The 20,672-nt window shown below is 70.9% G+C and carries 19 protein-coding genes and 1 tRNA gene; 6 read left to right on the top strand and 14 right to left on the bottom strand.

The features are described 5' to 3' along the window. The first annotated feature begins 177 nt into the window (after window positions 1-177). Window positions 178-1,287: an o-succinylbenzoate synthase gene (gene menC / locus F8S09_RS14535; RefSeq protein ID WP_152872188.1), complete on the top strand. Its 1,110-nt coding sequence runs from the start codon at window positions 178-180 to the stop codon at window positions 1,285-1,287. Then, on the top strand, window positions 1,287-2,063 hold the full coding sequence (locus F8S09_RS14530; RefSeq protein ID WP_152872205.1) for an acyl-CoA acyltransferase: 777 nt from the start codon (window positions 1,287-1,289) through the stop codon (window positions 2,061-2,063). Before menC ends, F8S09_RS14530 begins: the two co-directional genes overlap by 1 nt. 42 nt (window positions 2,064-2,105) lie before the next feature. Here F8S09_RS14530 and F8S09_RS14525 read toward each other — a convergent pair whose 3' ends face one another. The 7 genes from F8S09_RS14525 to F8S09_RS14495 all read right to left on the bottom strand — a co-directional run bounded on the left by F8S09_RS14525 (window position 2,106) and on the right by F8S09_RS14495 (window position 9,261). Then, window positions 2,106-2,696: a DUF4384 domain-containing protein gene (locus F8S09_RS14525; RefSeq protein ID WP_152872187.1), complete on the bottom strand. Its 591-nt coding sequence runs from the start codon at window positions 2,694-2,696 to the stop codon at window positions 2,106-2,108. Window positions 2,697-2,883: 187 nt separating this feature from the next. After that, window positions 2,884-2,957: transfer RNA gene (locus F8S09_RS14520), tRNA-Gln, on the bottom strand. Between the two features lie 62 nt (window positions 2,958-3,019). Continuing rightward, the gene (locus F8S09_RS14515; RefSeq protein WP_322618856.1) at window positions 3,020-5,653 is read right to left on the bottom strand and encodes a DEAD/DEAH box helicase; all 2,634 of its coding nucleotides are present in this window, start codon (window positions 5,651-5,653) and stop codon (window positions 3,020-3,022) included. A gap of 73 nt (window positions 5,654-5,726) precedes the next feature. Beyond that, window positions 5,727-6,725, bottom strand: a complete 999-nt coding sequence (locus tag F8S09_RS14510) for a 4Fe-4S dicluster domain-containing protein (RefSeq protein WP_152872185.1) — start codon at window positions 6,723-6,725, stop codon at window positions 5,727-5,729. 9 nt (window positions 6,726-6,734) lie between these two features. Continuing rightward, window positions 6,735-7,715 (bottom strand): alpha/beta fold hydrolase, encoded by a 981-nt coding sequence (locus F8S09_RS14505; RefSeq protein ID WP_152872184.1) that lies wholly within the window; start codon window positions 7,713-7,715, stop codon window positions 6,735-6,737. Further along, on the bottom strand, window positions 7,712-8,098 hold the full coding sequence (locus tag F8S09_RS14500) for a YbaN family protein (protein WP_152872183.1): 387 nt from the start codon (window positions 8,096-8,098) through the stop codon (window positions 7,712-7,714). The genes F8S09_RS14505 and F8S09_RS14500 overlap by 4 nt, the downstream gene beginning before the upstream one ends. Before the next feature lie 47 nt (window positions 8,099-8,145). After that, window positions 8,146-9,261 carry an XdhC family protein gene (locus F8S09_RS14495; protein WP_322618855.1) on the bottom strand — a complete coding sequence of 372 codons (1,116 nt, stop codon included), beginning with the start codon at window positions 9,259-9,261 and terminating at the stop codon, window positions 8,146-8,148. A 107-nt stretch (window positions 9,262-9,368) separates the two neighbouring features. Here F8S09_RS14495 and F8S09_RS14490 point away from each other — a divergent pair, with 107 nt between their 5' ends. Beyond that, window positions 9,369-9,842, top strand: a complete 474-nt coding sequence (locus tag F8S09_RS14490; RefSeq protein WP_152872181.1) for a hypothetical protein — start codon at window positions 9,369-9,371, stop codon at window positions 9,840-9,842. A gap of 54 nt (window positions 9,843-9,896) precedes the next feature. Here F8S09_RS14490 and F8S09_RS14485 read toward each other — a convergent pair whose 3' ends face one another. Next, complete coding sequence (locus F8S09_RS14485; RefSeq protein WP_322618854.1) at window positions 9,897-10,769, bottom strand: ABC transporter permease; 873 nt, start codon at window positions 10,767-10,769, stop codon at window positions 9,897-9,899. Next, entirely contained in the window at window positions 10,762-11,721 is a 960-nt protein-coding gene (locus F8S09_RS14480; RefSeq protein WP_152872180.1) for an ABC transporter ATP-binding protein, read from the bottom strand. Before F8S09_RS14480 ends, F8S09_RS14485 begins: the two co-directional genes overlap by 8 nt. A gap of 121 nt (window positions 11,722-11,842) precedes the next feature. Between F8S09_RS14480 and F8S09_RS14475 the strand changes: the two genes are divergently transcribed. Further along, entirely contained in the window at window positions 11,843-13,531 is a 1,689-nt protein-coding gene (locus F8S09_RS14475; protein ID WP_152872179.1) for a GGDEF domain-containing protein, read from the top strand. A 51-nt stretch (window positions 13,532-13,582) separates the two neighbouring features. Here the strand turns inward: F8S09_RS14475 and F8S09_RS14470 are convergent, their stop codons facing one another. From F8S09_RS14470 to minD, 5 genes are read right to left on the bottom strand one after another with little or no spacing between them, the layout of a single operon-like run. Further along, window positions 13,583-14,527 (bottom strand): aldo/keto reductase family protein, encoded by a 945-nt coding sequence (locus tag F8S09_RS14470; RefSeq protein WP_152872178.1) that lies wholly within the window; start codon window positions 14,525-14,527, stop codon window positions 13,583-13,585. Window positions 14,528-14,579: 52 nt separating this feature from the next. Continuing rightward, on the bottom strand, window positions 14,580-15,188 hold the full coding sequence (locus F8S09_RS14465) for a YdeI/OmpD-associated family protein (RefSeq protein WP_152872177.1): 609 nt from the start codon (window positions 15,186-15,188) through the stop codon (window positions 14,580-14,582). A gap of 44 nt (window positions 15,189-15,232) precedes the next feature. Continuing rightward, on the bottom strand, window positions 15,233-16,087 hold the full coding sequence (locus F8S09_RS14460; RefSeq protein ID WP_152872176.1) for an SDR family NAD(P)-dependent oxidoreductase: 855 nt from the start codon (window positions 16,085-16,087) through the stop codon (window positions 15,233-15,235). Beyond that, window positions 16,084-16,347, bottom strand: a complete 264-nt coding sequence (gene minE / locus F8S09_RS14455; RefSeq protein WP_152872175.1) for a cell division topological specificity factor MinE — start codon at window positions 16,345-16,347, stop codon at window positions 16,084-16,086. Before minE ends, F8S09_RS14460 begins: the two co-directional genes overlap by 4 nt. Before the next feature lies 1 nt (window position 16,348). Continuing rightward, window positions 16,349-17,149, bottom strand: coding sequence for a septum site-determining protein MinD (gene minD / locus F8S09_RS14450; protein WP_152872174.1), 801 nt, complete (start codon window positions 17,147-17,149; stop codon window positions 16,349-16,351). A gap of 108 nt (window positions 17,150-17,257) precedes the next feature. On the opposite strand from minD, the gene F8S09_RS14445 reads away from it, so the two are divergent. Together F8S09_RS14445 and F8S09_RS14440 are read left to right on the top strand one after the other, a co-directional pair. After that, window positions 17,258-18,574 carry a hypothetical protein gene (locus F8S09_RS14445; RefSeq protein ID WP_152872173.1) on the top strand — a complete coding sequence of 439 codons (1,317 nt, stop codon included), beginning with the start codon at window positions 17,258-17,260 and terminating at the stop codon, window positions 18,572-18,574. Further along, window positions 18,571-20,643, top strand: a complete 2,073-nt coding sequence (locus F8S09_RS14440) for a hypothetical protein (RefSeq protein ID WP_152872172.1) — start codon at window positions 18,571-18,573, stop codon at window positions 20,641-20,643. Before F8S09_RS14445 ends, F8S09_RS14440 begins: the two co-directional genes overlap by 4 nt. The last annotated feature ends 29 nt before the right edge of the window (window positions 20,644-20,672 follow it).

Here is a 20,672-nt window from a genome sequence, read left to right as displayed (position 1 = left end):
GAGAGACCGCGTGTACCACCCTGTCAGGTGGCCCTGCTCTCGCTCTTCTTCGCCTGTCATGCTGCCCGCCTCGCTTGAGGCTCAGAAAAGATACACCCCACCCTGAAGTCTGTCAACACCCCCCGCCTGAGTCTTCGCATCCGACCAAAACTCGCGGCTGGGTGGGCATACTTGGGCATGTTCAAAATCGAGGCCGCCGAAGTCACCCTGGTGCGTCTGCCCCTAAAGTTCCGGTTCGAGACCAGCTTCGGGGTGCAGACCGAGAAGCTGGTGCCGCTGCTGACGCTGCACGGCGAGGGCGTCTCGGGGCTGAGCGAGGGCACGATGGAGCCTGCGCCGATGTACAGGGAAGAAACGATCTCGGGGGCGCTGGCACTGCTGCGCGAGGTGTTCTTACCGCGTGTGCTGGGCCGCACCTTTGACAACCCGCAGGCGCTGGAAGCAGCACTCGGCCCCTTTCGGGGCAACCGCATGGCCCGCGCGATGGTCGAGATGGCCGGGTGGGACCTGTGGGCGCGGACGCTGGGGGTGCCGCTGGGGACTCTGCTGGGCGGCACCAAAACAGAGGTAGAGGTGGGCGTGAGCCTGGGTATCCAGCCCGACGAGGCCGCGACCGTGGAGATCGTGCGGCGACATGTGGAGCAGGGCTACCGCCGCATCAAGCTGAAGGTGAAGCCGGGTTGGGACGTGGGGCCGGTGGGGGCGGTGCGCGAGGCCTTTCCCGACATCCGCCTGACGGTGGACGCCAACAGCGCCTACACGCTGGCCGACTCCGGACGGCTGGCCGCGCTGGACGCCTATGACCTGACCTATATAGAGCAGCCGCTCGCCTGGGACGATCTGGTGGATCACGCCGAGTTGCAGCGCCGATTGCGGACGCCCCTCTGCTTGGACGAGAGCGTGGCGAGCGCCGCCGACGCCCGCAAGGGGCTGGCGCTGGGAGCCGGTCGGGTCATCAATGTGAAGGTCGCGCGGGTGGGTGGGCATGCCGAGGCGCGGCGGGTGCATGACGTGGCGGCCAGCTTCGGTGCCCCGGTGTGGTGCGGCGGCATGCTGGAAAGTGGCGTGGGCCGGGCGCACAACATCCACCTCTCGACGCTGCCGAACTTCGCGCTGCCGGGCGACACCAGCTCTGCGAGTCGCTACTGGGAGACGGACGTGGTGAACGAGGCGCTGGAGGCCACGAACGGGCTGATGCCGGTGCCTGCCGGACCCGGCATCGGGGTGACGCTGAACCGCGACTTCGTGGCAAGCCGGGCCGAGCTGCACGAGGAGCTGCGGACTTGATGAGAGGGCGGGCCTTCGTGGTCCGGGACGTAACGGACCCCTGGGCAATGCGTAGGCTGGAGGACGTGCAAGTCGGGGCATGGGGATACGCCGACCGCGAGGTGCTGCCCGCGACCATGTTCCGTATCGGGGCGCACACGGGGGCGGTGGTGCTGGGCGCGTATCCGGAGGATGACCCGGAGACGCCGTTCGGCCTGGCCTACGGCTTTCCAGCGCTCGGGGGCGGCGAGGTGTGGCACCACTCGCACCTGCTGGCAGTTCGCCCCGACTGGCGCGGAAGCGGGGCCGCCGTCGCGCTCAAGCACGCGCAACGGGAACGGGTGCTGGCGCAGGGCCTCACGCGGATGACGTGGACCTTTGATCCTCTCGTCGCCCGCAATGCTCGCCTGAACCTGGGGAAGTTGGGAGCGCGGGCGGTGAGCTACCACCCGGACTGGTACGCGCTGGGAGAGGCGCGGGAGACGGCCTTTCCTGCCGACCGCCTCATGGTGGAGTGGGACCTGACCCAGCCCCAGGTGGAGCGGCCCGCGCCGGGGCCGGAGGGAGAGGTCGTGCTGGAGGGGAAGGGCGACGTTCCGGCCTCGCCGCGTCTGGACGCCACCTCCCCACGCCTCCTCGCGGAGGTGCCCCTCCACGCCGAGCCTTTGCCCGACGACGTGCGGCTGGCCTGGCGGCTCGCGTTGCGGGCGGTGCTGGGGACGTATCTGGAGTGCGGTTACGCAGTAACGGACCTCGCGCGTGAGGGGGAACGAGCCTTCTACGTCCTGACCAAGTAAAAACGGGCACCCCGCAGGATGCCCAGTTCAGTTCAAGAGTTCTCAGCGCACGGCGTTGAAGAAGGCGATGTCACTGACCCAGTCCTGCTGGGGAATAGGCTGCGCCACCGGGTTGACCACGATGCTCAGGGCCTGCGCGAGTTGCTGGCTGCCCTGGGGCTTGACGGTGGCAAAGGCGTCGCCCGCGCTGAAGGTGCTGAGTTCGGAGAGGTTGAGCTGGCGGCGACTGGCGATCACGAGGACCTTGTTCAGCCCGGCGGGGCCGCCCACGTTGAAGACGAAGTTGTCGCCGCTTGAGGGGAAGCGGCGGACCTCGCCCTTACGGACATAGTTGCCGCTGCCGAGGCGGTTGGGGAAAATCTGGTCCACGCTGCCGTCGGGGCTGAGGCAGAAGAGGTAAACGTACGCATTCTCGTTCACGCTGACCGAGAGCTGGATGCGGTCACCGATGCGGTAGGTCGGCGTGCGGGTGCCGCTGGTGTCGCGGTCCACCCAGACGCGGCCTTCCAGCGTGGTGGGTACCGGGTTGACGATGATGCTCTGGGTGCTAAGGCGCGGCGCGGCCTGCGCGGGCAGGGCGAGGCTGGAGAACACGGAAGCGGTCAGGGCGAGGATCAAGGCGGGCTTCTTCATGGCGTCTCCTTGCAGGGGAAGCCGGGCGCGGACTGCGGCCTGAACGGGCTTTCCTGTCTGCTGAGGCCAGCGTAGGCCCGCCCGCCTGACGTGGCGTGAACGCTGGCTGACTGAACGTGAGGAGGCTTGCCTTTGGACCCCATACAGCCGCGCGGGACAGCAAAAAACCGCCCGGAGGCGGCCCTTGTGGCAGGGATACTAGGATTCGAACCTAGACAAACAGATCCAAAATCTGTTGTGCTGCCATTACACCATATCCCTAAGTGGTGGCGCGGCCCCGAGCACGAGGCGCAGTGGAGTATAGCCATGCTCCGCGCGGGGGGTCAACCGCCCGGCACGGGGGCGGGCGCGGTCTTCTCCACGACCGTCAGGCCCGCGAACTTCAGCAGCAGCCGTTTCTGCCCCACGCCGGGGAAATAGACGAGCACCTCGCGGCGGTCCCCGGCATGGAAGCCTTGCAGGAAGACGCCCTCCCCGAACTTGGCGTGCCGCAGCCGCAGCGGTTCGGTGGTGCTGACCGCCCGCTGAAGCTCGCGGCTGGGGATGCCGAGGCGGGCGCTGACTTCCGGCAGCGAGAGGCCATGCAGGTCCAGCAGTTCGCGGGCTTGCAGCGGCCAGGAGGGGGGCAGGGCCGGAACGTCGGGCAGGGTGGCCGCGTCGGGTTCGGGCTGCGGCGCCCGCTCGACGCCCAGCAGGGTTTCCAAAAAGGCGCGGGTGGCGGGCTTGTCGGTGGGGCGCCGCTCGCCGCTGGCGAGAAAGGGGCTGTAGCAGCGGCTCACGGCGATGCATTCGTAGCAGCCGTGCGCCTCCTTGCAGCAGGGTTTGGCGGCGAGGTCCAGCGAGCGCCGCAGCAGGTCCTCCAGACTCTCGAAGGCGCGGCGGCTGACGCCCAGGCCGCCCACCCAGTCGTCGTAGAGGAAGAAATAGTTGTCGCGGTCCTGCCGGAAAGCGCCCGCGAGGTCGTTCTCGTCGCAGGCGACGCGCTCGGGCGTGACCTTTTGCAGCAGGTGCTTGAGGGTGTGGGCGACCGCCGTGGGCTTTTCGGTGGCGCGGGCGTCCACGCCGACCTCCAGCGCGGCGGTACGGAAGGGAGGCAGTTCCAGCGGCTCGTCGTAGAGGTGTTCGGAGAGCTTGTGGTCCTGCATGCGGTCCTGAATGCGGCCCCCGCAGGCGCGGCAGACCCGCTCGGTGGGGTCGGGCACCCGGTCGCAGCCGGTGCAGACGCGCTCGAAGACCTGCCGCATCATCATGTAGCCCGCGTAGCGTCGCCGGATGACCACCTCACCGTGGCGGTAGGCCAGCGGCCCCCGGCGCACCCACTCGCCCATCTTCACCGGGCTGACCTCGATGGCGTACAGCCCGCGCGTGAAGAGGTTGGCGGCGTCAAAGCGCTCCACCAGAATCGCGGTTCCAGCGGGGTGCGTCTCCCAGCGGGTGACCTTGTAGCCCTGGCCGTCCAGGGTGAAGACCGCGCCCTCGTGCTTCTCGGTCAGGGCGTAGTGCTGGCTGGGGGACTCCAGCGGGGCGTCAAAGGCACGGGGGCCTTTTTGCACCCAGTCGGTTTCCTCAATGACTGCGAACTTGGCGCTTCCCTCGCCCCGCAGGTTCCAGTAGCGCGGCCCCGGCGCGAGGTCGGCCGGAAGGCCCGCCGCCCGGCACTCCTCGTTCGCGCGGGCACGGTGACGGGGGGCGAGGTAGGGATTTTCAGCCTCCACGACGGCTTTTTCAATAGGTCCGGTGACGAGTTCGCGGAAGTTCTCGGCGTTGGAATAAAAGGCGTCCACCGGCTGCGGCACGCCCTGCTCGTTCAGCGCAGGGAGGTACAGCACGAGGCCCGGCGCGATTCGCCCGGCCCGCCCCGCCATCTGCCGGAAGGCCATGCGCGAGCCGGGATAGCCGTCAATGATGACGACCTCCAGATCCCCGATGTCCACCCCGGCCTCCAGCGCGTTGGTGGCGAACATCACCCCACTTTTGGCGCGGCGGAACTCGGTGAGGCGGCCCTCGCGGTCGGAGGTTCCGGCCATGTAGAGGTGGACGTGCGAGCGGTTCAGCGGCTGCGCCCGGTAGGTGGAATACAGCCGCGCCGCCCGCGAGCGGCCCCGGAAAAAGGCGAGCACCTTGAGATTGCGCTGGATGCTGGCACTGATGACCGCGTCCCAGAAGCGCCGGGGCTGTCCCCGGTGGTCCGCGAGGTAGTAGCGCTTGCCGTGGCGGGCCGCCCCCGACTCGCTGACCTGGGTGGCCTCCACGCCCACCAGCTCGCGGGCGAACTCGGCGGGGTTGCCGATGGTGGCGGTGGAGAGGACGACCTGCGGATTCGCCCCCAGGGCGCGGGCCAGCCCCAGCAGCCGCCGCAGCATCCCCGCGACCTCCGACCCGAAGCCACCCCGGTAGGTGTGCGCCTCGTCCAGCACGATGAAGGAGAGCCGCCGCAGGAAGTCGCGCACGCGGGGGTGGGTCAGCGACCAGTGCAGCTTGTCAGGCGTGGCGGTGACCATTCGCACGTCGTCGCGAAAGACCTCGCCGGGCTGCGCGGTGCCCTGAAAGGCGGCGATGTCCCACCCGAAGCCGCCGCGCTCGCGGAAGGCCGCCAGCTTGTCGCGCTGGTCCTGTCCGAGGGCTACGAGGGGATACACGAACAGGGCTGTCGCTCCCGAATCGCGTTCCAGCCGCTCGAACACGGCGGGGAAGAAGGCCCCCGTCTTCCCGCTCGCCGTGGGCGTGGTCAGGATGACGTGCTCGCCGTCCCGCATCCGGCGGTACGTCTCGGCTTGGTGGCTGTAGACCTCCGGGAAGCCGAAGCCGCGCTGCACGGCGGGGGACCAGCCCAGCTCGGTGGCCTTCAGGGTGCGGGCGGGGGCGGGGTCTTCCTGATGCAGCAGCGCCGCGCCGCCCCCCAGGATGTCGCGCAAGAACCCCTCCAGTCGGGCGTAGGGGGAGCGGGCGGCGAACACGGTTCCCAGTGTAGGCGGGAGCGCGAAAGGAGCGCGGGGACGAGGGTCACGGTGGACGCACCACCCGGCGGAGTCACATCACACTGTCGCTGTCCCGGATGAGCAGCGGCGCGTCAAAGGCCGCCGGAAGCCACTCGCGCTGGGGGTGCATCGCGTCGGGCGGGCAGGAGCGCACACACGCCATGCAGCCCGTGCAGGCGGCGAGGTTGAGCAGCAACCGGGCGCCGCCTTCCGGCTTGAACTCGCGGGTGATCGCCTCGGTCGGGCAGACGTTGGAGCAGACCGGGCAGTCGATGCATTTGTCATCCACCAGGGGCGCGGGCCACACGACAGGCGCGTCGGGAGCCGGGGCAGGCACCAGCGAGCGCCGACGCCAGCGCCATTCCTCCGGTACGCGCTCCTGTGGCTGGCTCCAGTCCACGAAGGGCAGCGGGCGCTCGGGGAGCAGCCCCACGACCTGCTGGCGGCCTGCCCGGAACAGGGTGGCGAAGGCCCCCCGGCGGCTGACCCGCCCCGCCCGGTCGCGGTCGTCGGGGGTCGCGGGGCGGACGGTCACCTCGGCAGGGCGTCCGGTAGGTTCACGGAGGGTCTGGGCTTCCTCTACCACGCGGGTCAGGCGCTCGGGCACGTCGGGCGCTCCCACCGGGCAGCCCACGCACTCGCCGTGCAGCAGGGTCAGCGGGGTGCCCCAGGCTCCGGCGGCGGCGAACACGGCAGGCGTGACGCGTCCCAGGCAGGTCAGCGTCGGGCCGCCCGCCCCGCTCTGGGAACAGGTGAGGGTGGCCTCACCCTCCGCACCTTGGCCGCCGTCGCGCACGCTCTGGAGGGGTGGGGTGAGGTCGTATTCCAGCGCCCCGGTCGGGCAGACCTGCACGCACAGGCCGCAGCCCGTGCACAGCGCGGGGTCGATGGCGATGCGGTGCCCCTCCAGCGCAATCGCCCCGTGCGGGCAGGTGACGTGGCAGGCGTCGCAGCCACCTACCGCCTGCCGATCCAGCAGGCAACGCGGGGCCGTGTAGCGCGGCACCTGATCGCTGTACTCGCCCAGCCGCTCCAGCACCCCGCTTAACATGCGGGGAGTCTAGCGGCGGGAGAGCGGGACAAGTGGGGCGGGAGTCGCGCTTGCGGGGACCTCGGCCAGCACGTCGGTCACCGCCCGCGTCACCTCGGCGGGGTGGGTCCAGTGAAGTTGGTGGCCGCCGTCGGGAAAGAGGTGCAGCCGGGCCTGCGGTAGCGCCCCGGCGAGGGGGACGGCGTGCGACTCGGCCGGGGTCAGGCGGTCGTGCGCCCCGGCGAGCACCGCCGCAGGGAAACGCAACGCCGGATAACCCGGCTCCAGCGCTCCAAGTTCCTGCGCCAGCGTCCGGTTCTCCCAGGCGAGCGCGTGGACCTGTCCCCGGCGGCGGGAAAAGGCCAGCATCATCGCGTGCCACTCGGGGGGAATGGGGGCGGGGTGAAAGGCTCTACCCCCCTCCAGCCACGCCACCGCCCGGCCCAGCGGGAGGAGTAGCACCCGCGTGAGGAGTGTCTCCAGCACGGGCACCAGCGGCACGTAGGCAAGGGGCCGGGTCAGGCCGGGGGCCGGATACGCCGTGGGCGACACCAGCACCAGCCCACGCACCCGCTCTGGGAACTGGGCGGCGAACGCGAGCGCCACCGCTGCCCCGTAGGAGTGGCCCAGCAGCACGGCGGGGTCTCGCCTCTCCAGCGCGTCCAGCACTGCCGCCAGCCGCCGCACATTGACTTCCACCGTGACGGGCGTGCCGGGGCGGGCGGGCGTGTGGCCGTGGCCGGGGCGGTCGGGGGCGATCAGCCGGGCGTGCGGAGCCAGCGCGTCCCACAGCGGGGAGACGGGCCAGTCCAGCGCCACCCCGTCGCTGCCGTGAATCAGGACAACCGGGGGGGCGTCGGGCGAGCCGCCCTCAATCACATGCGTAGGACCGGCCGCGAGATCCAGCACCTGCCCCCGTGGGGGATAGCGCCGCTCGTGGTGGCGGATTCGCAGGGTGGTCAGGATCGCTCCCAGCGCGAGCCCACCAACCAGCAGCCAGCCCCGCCTCATGCCCGCCGGGTGGGCACGCGCAGGGAGATGTAGAGGATGCCCGCTAAGCCCACCAGCGCCCACGCCACCTGTCCGATCACGACCGGAATCCGCGTCAGGCTGAAGCCCACCGCCATCACGATGCAGGTGCAGGCGATCCACTTGGCCCGCAGCGGCATCCCCCGCCCCTCGCGGTAGTCGCGCACGAGGTCCCCCACCACGGGCCGCGAGAGCAGCCACGCCTCCCACTTGGGGTTGCCCCGGGCGAAGCAGGCCGCCGCCAGCACGAACCAAACGGTCCCCGGCAGCCCCGGCAGCACCAGCCCCAGGAACCCCAGGCCCGTCAGCACGAAGCCCAGCGCCACCCACAGGGGCCGAACCGGGGAGGCGGGCGGAGGCGTCATGGCGGACAGGGTAGGGCAAAGCGGCCGGGAGTGGTTGTGGCCTCCGTTCAAGTTCGGGGGGCCACTGCGTGCGTGGGGGCGTCATGGATGCGGCCCGCGTGCCCGCTCAGGAATCCCCCGTCGTAGCCCCGGCGCCACGCCATCAGCTCGCCCAGGATGCTCAGGGCCACTTCTTCAGGGGCCTCGGCGCCCAAGCGCAGGCCCACGGGTGAGCGCAGGCGGGCGAGCTGGTCGGGGGTGAAGGTGACGCCCTCAGCCTCCAGCTCCCGCAGCAGGTCCTCGGCCCGAGAGCGTGGCCCGAGCACGCCGACATACCCGGCCCCGGACCCCAGCGCGTGCGCGAGGCACACCCGGTCACGGTCGAGGTGGTGGTTCATGACGATCAGGTGCGCCCGCTCGCCCGGCCGGAAGCGGTGCAGCTCCTCCGGGGCGAGGTCGTGCAGGGTCGCCCCCGGAAACCTCCCCGGCGTCAGGAAGGCGGGCCGGGGGTCCACGACCTGCACCGCGTAGCCCAACGCGTGCGCCTGAGCCGCCAGCGGCATGGCGTCGTGCCCGGCCCCGTAGATCACGAGTTCGGGCGGGGGGCTGTTCACGTCGAGGAAGACCGGGGTGCCGTCCGGCGCGGTCAGGGTCGCGGCGCGGGGCTCGCGGGCCGAGAGGCGCTCGCGGGCCGCCGCCACCGCCCAGGCGTGCAGCCCGGGGTCAGGCAGGTGGCCCACCTCCTCTCCCCCACCGGGCAGGACGAGCACGCGCCCGGCGCCCGACAATGGCACGGCCAGCGCCGCCGCCCGGCCCTCCCGCAGCGCCGCGAGCCACCCGGCGGGCACCGGGTCGGCCGGGTCCACCCGCTCCACCCGCACGTCCACGCTGCCCCCGCAGCCGATGCCCAGGCCCCAGGTCGCGTCCTCGGAAAGGTCGTAGTGGGTGAGGACCGGCTCGCCCGCAGCGATCACCCCCAGCGCGACCTCCACCACCTCGGCCTCCAGGCAGCCGCCCGAGAGCATGCAGACCTGGGCGCCGTCGTCCAGAATCAGCATCCGCGTCCCCTCGCGGCGGTAGGCGCTGCCCTGCACACCGACGACAGTGGCGAGGGCGGCCCGCTGCCCACGGGCCAGGGCGGCGTCCAGCGCTCCCAGCAGGAGACGGGTCTCGGCGGCATTCACGGTGCCCCCAGTGTGGCCCGCACGGGGGGTTAGAGACAAGGGCCGAGAGACAAGCCCGGCTGACCCTGCCCTCACCCGTCCCACCCGGCAGGCAGGAGAATGGGCTCATGCTCGACAACATCTTCGACACGGTTCGCCGGGGCGCCGGGCGGGTGCAGCGCCGGGGCGAGGAAGTGGCCCAGACGGCGCGGCTGCGCGTGGAAGTCTTCGGCCTGACCCGCGAACTCGACACCCTGTACGCCCGGCTGGGCCGCGCCTACCACGCCGGGGCCGACACGGCGATCCTCGCCGGAATCCAGGACGACCTGCGCCGGGTGGACGAGGAGATCAGCGCCCGCGAGCGCCTGATCGCCGAACTCTCGGCCCAGGAGGAGCACGGGGAGTCGGGCCGGGCGCCCACGGGCAGCACACCTGCACCCGACCCCGCTTACCCAGACCGCGACAACCCCAGCCCCACCGACGGCGCGGCGGGGTCCGGTCCCGACAACCGGCCCGACTTCACGACCGACCGCGCGGGCACCACGGAACCCACCATTCCCGACGCGATGCCCAGGCCGGACGAGTCCTCCCGCTCGTCCTGAAGCCGATAGAGAAGCCGCCCACCTCTCAAGCGTGGGCGGCTTCCCTGTGGACCGCTACAGGTCCCGCCGACTGAAGCGCCACATCGCCAGCACGACCGCCAGCACCGCGTAGGCGGCGGCCCACAGCACCATACCGGACGCGATGGGGGTGGTGCTGAAGAGGGGATTGGCCCCCTGCGCGGCCTCGCCCAGTTGCCGCAGCACCTCGGGCTGAAGGTGGTAGGTCGCCCCCAGCCACAGCGAGTTGGTGGGCATCAGGATGGACGCGGCCCGGCCCAGCGTGCCCAGGGTGGGGCTGTCCGAGAACGAGCCGATGGCCGTCAGGATGCCCCCCGCGAACCCCGCCCCGTACAGGACGAAAACGCCGATCCCGTTGGCGAGCGTGGTAAAGAGGGTGCTGCCCAGCACGGTCAGCGCGGTCAGCAGCGTGATGGCGAGCAGGATCAGGCCCACGGCGGGCAGGGCTTCGGGCGGCACGAAGCCGGTCAGGGCCGCGATGCCGCCCAGCAGCGCCGCGCTGACCAGGGCCACGTAGCCCACGTTGACCACCGTGAAGCCCAGCCAGCGCCCCGCGACCAGCTCGGCGCGGCGGATGGGCCGGGCCAGCACCGACTGCATCACGCCGTTTTCCACGTCGGCGCTGACTGCCCCGACCGTGGACAGCACGGCCATCAGCGACCCCAGGAAGAACACCAGGTACATCCCGAACAGCGCCGAGTACATGATGGGGATATTCGCCGCGCCCGTCGTCGAGCGGCCGTCCAGCCCCGCGTCGATGGCCCGCTGGTCGAGGGTGCCCTCCAATCGCCATACGCCGTACAGGTAGAAGCCCAGAAAGGCGGCGGTCAGCAGCAGCAGCACGACCACCAGCCGCTTGCGTACTGCCTCGCGCAGCGAGAGTTCCGCGATCAGGAGGGCGTTACGCACGAGCCACCTCCGGGGCGGCGGGCGCTGGTCCCTCGATCAGTTCGAGGAACATCGTCTCCAGGTCGGGGCGGCGCGGGTTAAGGGTGTACAGCCGCGCCCCGTGCCCGTGAATGGCATCCGCGAGGGCGGGGAGGGTGTCCTCGCGCTCGACCCATAGCTCCAGCCCCACCCGGCCCGACACGTTGGCGTCCACATGCCGTACCTCGCCCAGCCGGGAGAGGGCCGAGCGCAACTCGGGACCCAGGGTGTCCACCACCACCTCCACCGGGATCACGCCCCCGGTCAGCTCGCGCATGGTGCCTTGCCGCAGCACCCGCCCGGCCTTGACAAAGGCCACCCGGTCGCATACCTGCTCGACCTCCGCGAGCAGGTGCGAGTTCAGGAAGACGGCCACGCCCTCGCCGCGCAGGGCCTCGATAATCTCGCGCACCTCCACCCGGCCAATGGGGTCCAGGGCCGAAGTCGGCTCGTCCAGAAAGACCAGCCGGGGCCGCGCCAGGATCGCCGCCGCCAGCCCCGCCCGCTGAAGCATCCCCTTGGAATAGCCGCCCAGCGTCTCCCGACCGCGCCCGGCAAGGCCGACGCGGGCCAGGACCTCCGGCACCCGCGTCCGCACGTCCGCCGCCGGAAGGCCTGCCAACCGTCCGTGGAAGTTCAAGAACTCTTCCCCCGTCATCCAGGTCTGGAAGCGGAACTGCTCGGGCAGGAAGCCCAGCCGCGCCCGCACGCCGGGGTCGTCGGGGGAGCCGCCCAGCACGCGGATCTCGCCGCCCGAAGGCCGTACCAGCCCCAGCAGCATCTTGACGGTGGTGCTCTTGCCCGCCCCGTTGGGACCGAGAAAGCCGAAGACCTCGCCCTCCCCCACCGTCAGGTTCAGGCCGTCCACGACCGCCCGGCCCCGGTAGACCTTGCGCAGTTCCTGCGTTTCGATGGCGCTCACAGCTCCCAGCATAGGGGCCGCCGCGCGGGGGGCGCGTGCGCCGAAAGGAGGAGGCGTGCCCCCACGGGTCCCCCCAGAGGGTGTGACGAAGGTGTGACGGTCTGGACAGAACGGCTGGGGCAAAATACTCCATATGGAACCGTCTCCTGCTCTCCTCCCTGCGCTGCCGGACGCACCCGCACCGTTACGCGCCGCACTGGAAGAGGCGCAGGACGATCATGCGCGGGCTGCCGCGCTGCTCGCGCTCGCGCGGCACTACCGCGAGCATACGCTGCATACGGCGCGGCGGCTCGCGCAGGCCTCGCTCGACACCGCGCTGCCCCTGAACGACGCCGCCGTGATCGTGGATACCCTGGCGGTCCTGGCATCCATCGAGGAAAGCCAGGGCCTGCACGAGGCCGCCTTCGACCACCTCGCGCTGGCCCTCGACCTGGCCCGCACCCACGGCCTCGACGACCTGCGCTCACGGGTTCACAACGTGCGGGCGATCGTGCGCCTCACCGCCGGGGACATGACGGGGGCCCGGCGCGACTTCCTGGAAGCCCAGGAGCTTGCCCGCGCTTCGGGCGACCAGCTCGACCTGGCCAACATCCATGTCAACCTCGCTTTTCTGGAGCATCTGGCGGGCCGCGCTCCGGAAGCGCTGCACCAGCTCAACTTGCTTGAGGAACTGCTGAGCACCGCTGCTCCTGACGTGCGGCAGCTGATGGCGCCCTACCTGCACGAGAACCGCGCCGCAACCTACCTGGGGCTGGCCCGCCGCGCCCACGCACGGGGCCGCACCGACGCCGGGGCCGAAGCCCGTGGGCGGGCCTGGGCCGCTCTGGCCGCGACCTGGGCGGCCCTGGAACAGGCACCCTCACGCATCATGGCCTTGATCGTGGAGGCCCATACAGCCCGGCTGAGCGTGCTGGAAGGCTACCTGGACCGCGCCCTGGCCCACGCCCAGGCGGCCATGCGCCACCACCACGAGGCCGGACAGCGCTCCTATCTCGATGCGCTGCTGGCAATGGCGGAGGTGCAGGCCGCTCGGGAGCAGCTGAGCGCGGCGCACCGGTATTACCGCGAGGCGCTCGTCATCGCCCGTGAGCAGGGACGCCACCGGGATATCCAGTTCCTGCTGCGGGCCATAGCGGAACTTCACGAGCGCAGCGGTGACCTCGGCTCGGCCCTCGCCACCACCCGCGAGGCGCTCGCGGAGGCCGACGCCACCCTGGAGCGGCTGGCGGCGATTGAAGAGAGCCACGACCATCTCTTCCGCGAGCTCCGGCAGGCCCGTGCCCAGGCCCGCGATTGGCAGGAAAGCGTGCGCCGCGCCGAGGAACAGGCCCGGCACGACGTGCTGACTGGCCTGCTCAACCGCCGGGGCCTTCACGACCGCCTGCTGACGCTGCCCGAGGGCAGCGGCCCGCTGCTCGTCGTCCTGATGGACATCGACGACTTCAAGGGGGTCAACGACCGCCACTCGCACGCCGTCGGGGATGAGGCGCTGCGGGCGGTTGCGGAGCGCCTCGAGGACACCGCTCCCCCCGGCAGCCTGCTGGTGCGCTGGGGCGGCGAGGAATTCCTGCTGCTGCTGCCGGACGCCGACCCCGCGCAGGCTTACACGTCGGTCGAGCACCTGCGCCGCGCCGTCGCGGACCACGACTGGCCCACCCTGCCGCACGGCCTGCGCCTGACGGTCAGCGCCGGGTACGCCTTCGCGCCCTCCCCCGCCGAGATGGACGTTTACGCCGCCACCGAGCAGGCCGACGAGTTCCAGTACCAGGCCAAACGCGCCGGGCGCAACCGCGTCTGCCCCGCGCCGCCCGTTCCAGCGTAGAAGAGGCCCCGGCCTTCCCACTGTCAGGAAAGCCGGGGCCGGAGTCAGGGCTCAGCGGTTCAGAATCTCGTCGATGCGCGTGGCCACGTCTCCCGTAAGCTTCACGCCCGCCGCCTTCACGGTGTCCTCGATCTGGCCGACCTTGGTGGCCCCGGTGATCACGCTGCTGACCCCCGGCTGGCGCAGAATCCACGCCAGCGCGAGCTGTGCCCGCGTCAGGCCGAGGTCGTCCGCGATGGGCTTCAGGTCACGCACCTTCTGGACATTCTCGTCGGTCAGGAAGTTCTTGCCCCAGTTCTCGTTGTCGGTGAGGCGGGCACCCTCGGGGCGGCCCTCGTCGTACTTGCCGGTCAACAGACCCATCGCCAGCGGGCTCCAGACGACCAGCCCCACCCCGGCCTTCTGGGTATAGGGCAGAATCTCGCCTTCCACCCGCTCGCGGCGCAGCATGGAGTACTCGGGCTGCTCGGTGACGGGCGCGTGCAGGCCGTGCGCCTTGGCGAACTCGACCGCTTCCGCGATGCGGGCGGCGGGCCACATCGAGGTGCCCCAGTACAGCGCCTTGCCGTCGCGGATCACCTGATCGAAGGCCATCACGATCTCGTCCATCGGCACGTTCTCGTCGTAGCGGTGGGCAAAGTAGATGTCGAGGTGGTCGGTGCCCAGGCGCTTCAGGCTGCCGTCGATGGAGTGCAGGATGTGCTTGCGCGACAGCCCGCGGTCGTTCACGTCGTCGCTCATGGGCCAGTAGACCTTCGACGAGATCACCAGCGTGTGGCGGGGCAGCTCGCGCAGCACGGCGCCCATCAGTTCTTCCGAGCGGCCCCGCGCGTACACGTCGGCCTGATCGAAGAAGTTCACGCCTTCCTCGTAGGCCTTCATCACGATGTCGCGCACCATCGTCTCGTCGTGGACGGAGTGGCCGAACGTGACCCAGCCGCCCAGCGAGACTTCGGAGACCTTGAGGCCGCTTTTGCCGAGGTTGCGGTATTCCATGCCCGGTACTGTAGCGAGCGGAGGGGGAAGCCCCCGCCAGATTGAGGGGTGGTTAAGCCCGGCGCTTCCCGGGGGGCGGCCAGGCGTTGGCCCGCTCGCCCCGCGCCGCGAGGGTGGCTGCCTCGCGCACCCGCTTCTCACGGGTGAGAGCGGTCTTCGCCTGCGCGATCCATTCGAGGATGCCCCGCCGGGCACTGGGGGGAAAGGCGTCCCACTGGGCCTGGGCGCCCGGCTCGGCCGCCAGCGCCGCCGCCAGATCGGGCGTCACCTCCAGCGCGTCCACCCCGTCGAGCTTCGTCCATGAGCCGTCGCGCACCGCCGCATCGATCCTCGCCTGTCCCGCTGGGGTCATCCGGCCCGCCGCCTGCATCCGCTTGATGCGGGCCTTGTTCACCGCGCTCCAGCCGCTGCCTGCCCGGCGCGGCGCGAAGTACAGCAGGGAGCGCGTCCCGTCGAGCTTGCGCGTCCTGGAGTCGATCCAACCGAAGCACAGCGCCTCCTCGACCGCGTCCTCCAGGCTGAGGTTGGGCACGGGCACGGCCTTTTTGCGCAGGACCAGCCACACGCCCTTTTCCGTCTGGTGATGGGTCTCCAGCCACGCCCGCCACCCAGCGCGGGACTCCGGCTCGAAGGCGTCCGGGGGCAGCTCGGCCTGGCTCATGCCCCAGCATGACACCCCCGGCGCCCAGGGTCGCGGGGCGGCCTTCAGCCCTCCCCGCGACCCTGCCGGTGCCGGACATACCACTGCGGCTGCGTGCCGTCGAGATCGGTGAAGCCGTAGAGGTCCGCGAGTTCGCCCACGTCCATGACCCGGCCTGTGTGGCGCCCCACCTCCGGGTCACTCGCCAGAGCCACCACCCCCCGCGCGGCGTAGTGCGGCGTCTCGGTCTGCCCGGCGAGTTCGGCCTCGCTGTGGTGCTGGAGCATCAGCTCGGTCCGCATCCAGCCCGGCGCGACGCCGACGACCGCGATGCCCTTCTCACGCAGCTTGTGGGCCAGCGCGTACACGAGGCGGTTTTTCGCCGCCTTGCTGACCTCGTAGGGCAGCCAGCCGGGGGGCTCGTCGGTGTGCCAGGTTGTGGAGACGATCACTCCGTGCCCCTGGGCGCCCATGACGTGTTTCAGCGCGAGCAGGCTGGTCAGGTAATCGCTGTAGGCCCCGGCCAGCAGCATGTCGCGCAGTTGCTCCGGCGGCTCGTCCCAGACCTCACCGCCCGCACTGCCCCCCGCCGCGCGGTCGTGGGCGCCCCAGGCGTTGTTGACGAGGAGGTCGAGGCGTCCGTGCTGCTGCGCGATGTGACGAATCACCGACTCCACCTGCGCGGGGTCGGTGTGGTCGCATGGCAAGGGGGTGGCCTGACCGCCCGCCGCGCGGACAGCGTCGGCAGTGTCGTCCACGGTGGTCTGGGACAGGGCAGGCTGGGTGCTGTGCCCCCGCGTGCTGCGGGCCGTCACGATGACGTGTGCCCCCGCCGCCGCGAGCTCCAGTGCCGTGGCCCGGCCCAGACCCCGCGACGCGCCGGTGACGAGGGCCACCCGGCCCGCCAGCGGCCGGGTCATCCCCCGCGCCGCGTGTCCCCGGTGCTTCCGGCGCCCTCCTCCAGCGAGATGCTGGCCGACAGCACCACCTGATCGCCGCGCTGCTCGACCTCCACGCTGCTGTTGCCCGCCGGGAAGTAGCGCTTGACGACCTCCAGCAGGTCGTTACGCAGCGCGTCTACCTTGCCGGGGGGAATCTGGGCGCGGTCGTAGGCGAGCACGAGTTCAAGGCGGTCTTTCAGCGTCTCCTTGGAGCGCCGCTTATTCATCCACGAAAACATCTCAGGCCCCCCCGAACAACCGGCGCAGCGCTGCCAGGAAGCCCCGGTCCTGCTCCAGCTTGGGGTAGGGCACGTCCTCGCCCTTCAGGCGCCGGGCGGTGTCCATGAAGGCCTGCCCCGCCGCCGACTTGCCCAGCACGGCGGGTTCGCCCACGTTGGTGCTGACCAGAATGCCGTCGTCTTCCGGGATGATCCCGATGGGCTTGACCCCCAGGATTTCGAGCACGTCGGCCTCCGAGAGCATGTTGCCGCTCGCGACCATCTTGGGGCGCAGGCGGTTGATGACGAGGCGAATCTCGCGGATCTGCTGGGCTTCCAGCAGCCCGATGATGCGGTCGGCGTCGCGCACGCTGGACACCTCGGGGTTCACGACGACCAGGGCTCCCTCTGCAGGCGCGGCGGCGGTCCGGAAGCCCGACTCGATTCCGGCGGGCGAGTCGATCAGGACGCGAGTAAAGCCCTCCTCCTCGATGAGTTGCCGCACCACGCCCTTGAAGACTTCGGGGTCGAGCGCGTCCTTGTCGCGGGTCTGGGAGGCGGGGAGCAGGTAGAGCGTGTCTACCCGCTTGTCGCGGATCACGGCCTGCGAGAGGCGGCACTTGCCCTCCAGCACGTCCACGAGGTCGAAGACCACGCGGGACTCTAAGCCCATCACCACGTCGAGGTTGCGCAGCCCCACGTCCACGTCGATGACGACGACCTTCTCTCCCAGTTTGGCGAGGGCCGCCCCGATGTTCGCGGTGGTGGTGGTTTTGCCCACGCCCCCTTTGCCCGATGTGACGACGATGACCTTGGCGTTCATGCTGCCCAGCAGTGTAGCGCGGTCCGGCTCCGGCGCCCCGGCTCCTTCGGCAGGCCCCCCGGCGTACACTGGGCGGCACTTCCCCACAAGCCGCCCACCGGAGGACCCATGCCCAGATTCTCCCGCCTCTCCCCTTTCCTCGGCCCCGCTCTGGGGGCCGCGCTGACCCTGAGCACCCTCGCGGCCGCGGCCCCCGCCCGCTACGCCGGAGTCTCCTGGCAGGAGCCGCCGGGGATGCAGGTGACCACCTCCTATATCCACAAGTGCCCCGGCCGCTGCGTGGTGTACGAGGGGGTCAGGACCAACGTCACGAACTCCTTTCCCCTGATCCGCGTCCATGAGCCGCTGTCCGGAAGCGGTGCCCAGGCCCTGACCCTCCTGACCACCTGGATGCGGGAGGACCGGGGCGAGGTCGTCCGGGTGCTGCAACAGGGCAGCGAGCGGGTCGGGGCGGTGACGGTCACCGTGACGGCCCTCTCGCGGGCCGACGATGCCGGGGACGATAACCCCGACTCCTCCCTGTTCGTGCTGCTGGAGCAGAGCGGCGTGACCCTGCCGCTGGAGCTGTACGGCTTTGACAGAGATGACCTGACCGGCCCCCGCTTTGAGGTGCTGACGGCGCTGGCCGACACGGTGAAGTTAAACCCGGAGGCCATCAAGAAAGACCTCGCCTTCCGCACGCAGCGCTTCGCCAACCTGCAACGGGCCGTCGCGGACGGCTACGCGCGGGGCGAGCGGGCGCGGGTCTTCCTGTACCTGAACACGACGGTCGGGGTGGTGCCCGGTGGGGACCTGGGCCTCCAGCTTCAGCAGCGGCAGGACGTGCGCCTGGCGGCCTTTCTTCCCGGCGGCGTCTTTCTGGACACCGACCCCGAGCCGGACTACCGCGCTCCCGACCTGCGGCGCATCGCCGAGGGCGAACTGCCCGCGACCTGGAAGGCCGTTTCCGGCGGTTTTCAGGTCACCGCGCCGGACGGCAAGGTCACGGGCTACACGCTGGGCAACGGTACCCCCCAGCCCACCCTCAAGGCGGGCGGCACGACCTACCGCGAGGTCCTGCCCCTGAAGGCCGCCGAACTGGTGGGCCTGTTCAGCACCCTCAGCACCTCCTCGTCGAGTGCGCTGGGCACCGCCGTCTTCAGCCGCAGCGACCGCGACCTGGAACTGCGGGCGGACGGGCGGTATGTGTCTAACAATTCCAGCTTCACCGCCGTGAGCGGCGCGAATGTCGGGGGCGGGGTGGGCAGCGACCGGACCGCCGGGGGCCGGTGGAGTTACGACCCGGCCTCCTTCACGCTGACCCTGCGGCCGGATGGGGGCGGCGTCCGCACGGGGCCGACCTACACGCTGGCCTTCGGCGCCACGCGAAAGGAGAAAGACGTGGACTGGACCCTGCTGGGCGAACACAACTGGTGGAAGAAATGAGGCGCTGGCTCTGGCCCTTGCTGCTGGCCCTGCTGCTGTGCGGCCCGGCCCTCGCCACGACCTACACCCTGGGGGCGTGGACCTTTACGCTGCCGGACGGCGCCGAGGCATCCACCGCCGACGGGGTGCGGGGCTACCGGGTGGACGGGGGGCTGTACATCTTCACGCCGCCCGAGCCGCTCGCGGGCCGCACCCTGGAGGCGGTCGCCGGGGCCACCATCGCCGACCTGACGCGGGGGCAGAAGAGCACGGTGGAGCGGGTGCGCCGCGAGACCGTGGACGGCACGACCCTCCTGGCCTACGTCGGCGGGGTCACCGACCCCCAGACCGGGGCGGGCCTCGTTCACGTCTATTTCTTCTTCGGGCGCGACGAGCAGTGGGGCCTGGCCCTGCTGATGGCGAACGGGGCCGACAGCATAGATGAGCTGATGGAACCGCTCGCCACGGTGCGCTTCCGGCCGGAGAGCCTCGCCGCGCGGCAGGGGGGCACGGAGACTCTAGTTCCCAAGCTGCCCGCCCTCCCCTGGGCCACCGGGCGACCGGACCGCACGGCCACCTCGGCCGCGGCCGTCACGTACCCAGCCGCCCGCAAACTGGGGCTCGACCCGCGCACTGACCTCTTGCCCGACACCTTCGACTGCTATTTCGCGGGAGAGTCCGGTCGCCGCTCGGTGCGGACGATGACGCCGACACCCGACCTGCGCGTGCAGGTGGCGGCGGGCGGCACCTACGCCGTGAACGACGGCGTGACGCGCACCTCCGGCCGCTGGACCCAGCCCCGCAAGGCGGGCGAGACGCCGACCCTGAGTCTGGAGGGGCCACTCTCGGCCCGCGAGACCTACGTGGACGGCGACGACAACGGCCAGAGCTTCGAGGCCACCCACGCGGCCAGCGGGCGGAGGGTGATGTGCTACCAGGCGGGACCCCGCGCCGAGGCCCTGCGCCTGGAACTGACCCGGGGGCGCGTCGGCACCGAGGCCATGACCTGCCAGGAGGCGCGGGGAGGGCCGCCCTTTGCGCTCACGTTCGGCACGGGCACCTACTCCACGCCGAAGGGGGGCGGGCGTGCCCGGCTGGTCCTCTCGGGCGACACGTCCACCGAACGCTGGGACGGCCTGGCCGAGTTCAGCGGCGGTCCCTTCGACCTGCATATCGGCACCATGAGCGAAGACGAGGACGGCAACCGCGAGCTGAGGGTGACCCAGACGATCACCGAGAACCGCGCCTTTTACACCGGCTCCACGACCACGCTGCTGGCCCTGTGCCGCGCGAAGGGAATGCCCAAGCCCCGCCTGCTGTATGGCCGCACGCCCGCCCCCGCCACGGGTGTCAGCGGCGGCCCGGATGGACTGTTCGTCAGCCTGCAAAACCGCCCCCGTATGATCGGCACCTTGGTGATGGACTGGTATGAGCTGGAGCTGTCCCTCTTCCGGCCCGGCGGCTATCACCTCGCGGGCCTGGACCCCACCGAACTCGGCCTGATTCCCGACTGCGGGCGCACCAGGCCCAACGGCGACCCCTTCTGCGAGCGCTACACGCTGAAGGGCAACCAGCTCAGCTTCCGGGACGAGGACGGCACCTGGGAGGAGGCCGAGACTTACCGCAAGACGGAAGACGGCTTCCTCCTCGGGGAGACGCGGTATGTCCGGGTCACGCCGCTCACCGCCGCCGGGCTCGCCGGGGTCTACAGCACGGACGACTTCAGCGGCAACGGGCCGCCTGGGGGCGCGCTGGGCGGTGGGGTGGGCCTCTACAACTCGCTGTCCAACGGTTACCTGTTCACGCCGAACGGGCAATTCCAGTGGAAATACAGCTCGTCCAGCTCCACCCTGATCTCGCCCAACCCTGTCCTGGGCGGCGTGACCGGCGGCGGCGGGTCCACCCGCACGGACGGCGGGCAGGGCCGGTACACCCTGAAGGACAACTGGCTGACCCTGACCTTCGGGGACGGCCGCGTCCAGCGCCTGTATGCCTACGGCCAGCCCGCCTTCTTCCTGAAAGAAGACCCCAGCCGGGGCCAGCAACTGAACATCGGCGGCTCGTGGCTGAAGCGGGTCGGGCAGCCGTAGGTCCCCCGCAAGCGGTCGCGTAGGGCGAA

The sequence above is a fragment of the Deinococcus terrestris genome (assembly GCF_009377345.1).
In the GTDB taxonomy this organism is placed as follows: domain Bacteria; phylum Deinococcota; class Deinococci; order Deinococcales; family Deinococcaceae; genus Deinococcus; species Deinococcus terrestris.
Note: the sequence above shows the minus strand (reverse complement) of the source record. Positions and strands in the feature narration are given on the sequence as shown.

Bases quoted from the DNA above. Each gene is read 5' to 3' on its own strand.
- menC (WP_152872188.1), top strand. From the start codon at position 178: ATGTTCAAAATCGAGGCCGCCGAAGTCACCCTGGTGCGTCTGCCCCTA.
- F8S09_RS14530 (WP_152872205.1), top strand. From the start codon at position 1,287: ATGAGAGGGCGGGCCTTCGTGGTCCGGGACGTAACGGACCCCTGGGCA.
- F8S09_RS14525 (WP_152872187.1), bottom strand. From the start codon at position 2,696: ATGAAGAAGCCCGCCTTGATCCTCGCCCTGACCGCTTCCGTGTTCTCC.
- F8S09_RS14510 (WP_152872185.1), bottom strand. From the start codon at position 6,725: ATGTTAAGCGGGGTGCTGGAGCGGCTGGGCGAGTACAGCGATCAGGTG.
- F8S09_RS14505 (WP_152872184.1), bottom strand. From the start codon at position 7,715: ATGAGGCGGGGCTGGCTGCTGGTTGGTGGGCTCGCGCTGGGAGCGATC.
- F8S09_RS14500 (WP_152872183.1), bottom strand. From the start codon at position 8,098: ATGACGCCTCCGCCCGCCTCCCCGGTTCGGCCCCTGTGGGTGGCGCTG.
- F8S09_RS14490 (WP_152872181.1), top strand. From the start codon at position 9,369: ATGCTCGACAACATCTTCGACACGGTTCGCCGGGGCGCCGGGCGGGTG.
- F8S09_RS14480 (WP_152872180.1), bottom strand. From the start codon at position 11,721: ATGCTGGGAGCTGTGAGCGCCATCGAAACGCAGGAACTGCGCAAGGTC.
- F8S09_RS14475 (WP_152872179.1), top strand. From the start codon at position 11,843: ATGGAACCGTCTCCTGCTCTCCTCCCTGCGCTGCCGGACGCACCCGCA.
- F8S09_RS14470 (WP_152872178.1), bottom strand. From the start codon at position 14,527: ATGGAATACCGCAACCTCGGCAAAAGCGGCCTCAAGGTCTCCGAAGTC.
- F8S09_RS14465 (WP_152872177.1), bottom strand. From the start codon at position 15,188: ATGAGCCAGGCCGAGCTGCCCCCGGACGCCTTCGAGCCGGAGTCCCGC.
- F8S09_RS14460 (WP_152872176.1), bottom strand. From the start codon at position 16,087: ATGACCCGGCCGCTGGCGGGCCGGGTGGCCCTCGTCACCGGCGCGTCG.
- minE (WP_152872175.1), bottom strand. From the start codon at position 16,347: ATGTTTTCGTGGATGAATAAGCGGCGCTCCAAGGAGACGCTGAAAGAC.
- minD (WP_152872174.1), bottom strand. From the start codon at position 17,149: ATGAACGCCAAGGTCATCGTCGTCACATCGGGCAAAGGGGGCGTGGGC.
- F8S09_RS14445 (WP_152872173.1), top strand. From the start codon at position 17,258: ATGCCCAGATTCTCCCGCCTCTCCCCTTTCCTCGGCCCCGCTCTGGGG.
- F8S09_RS14440 (WP_152872172.1), top strand. From the start codon at position 18,571: ATGAGGCGCTGGCTCTGGCCCTTGCTGCTGGCCCTGCTGCTGTGCGGC.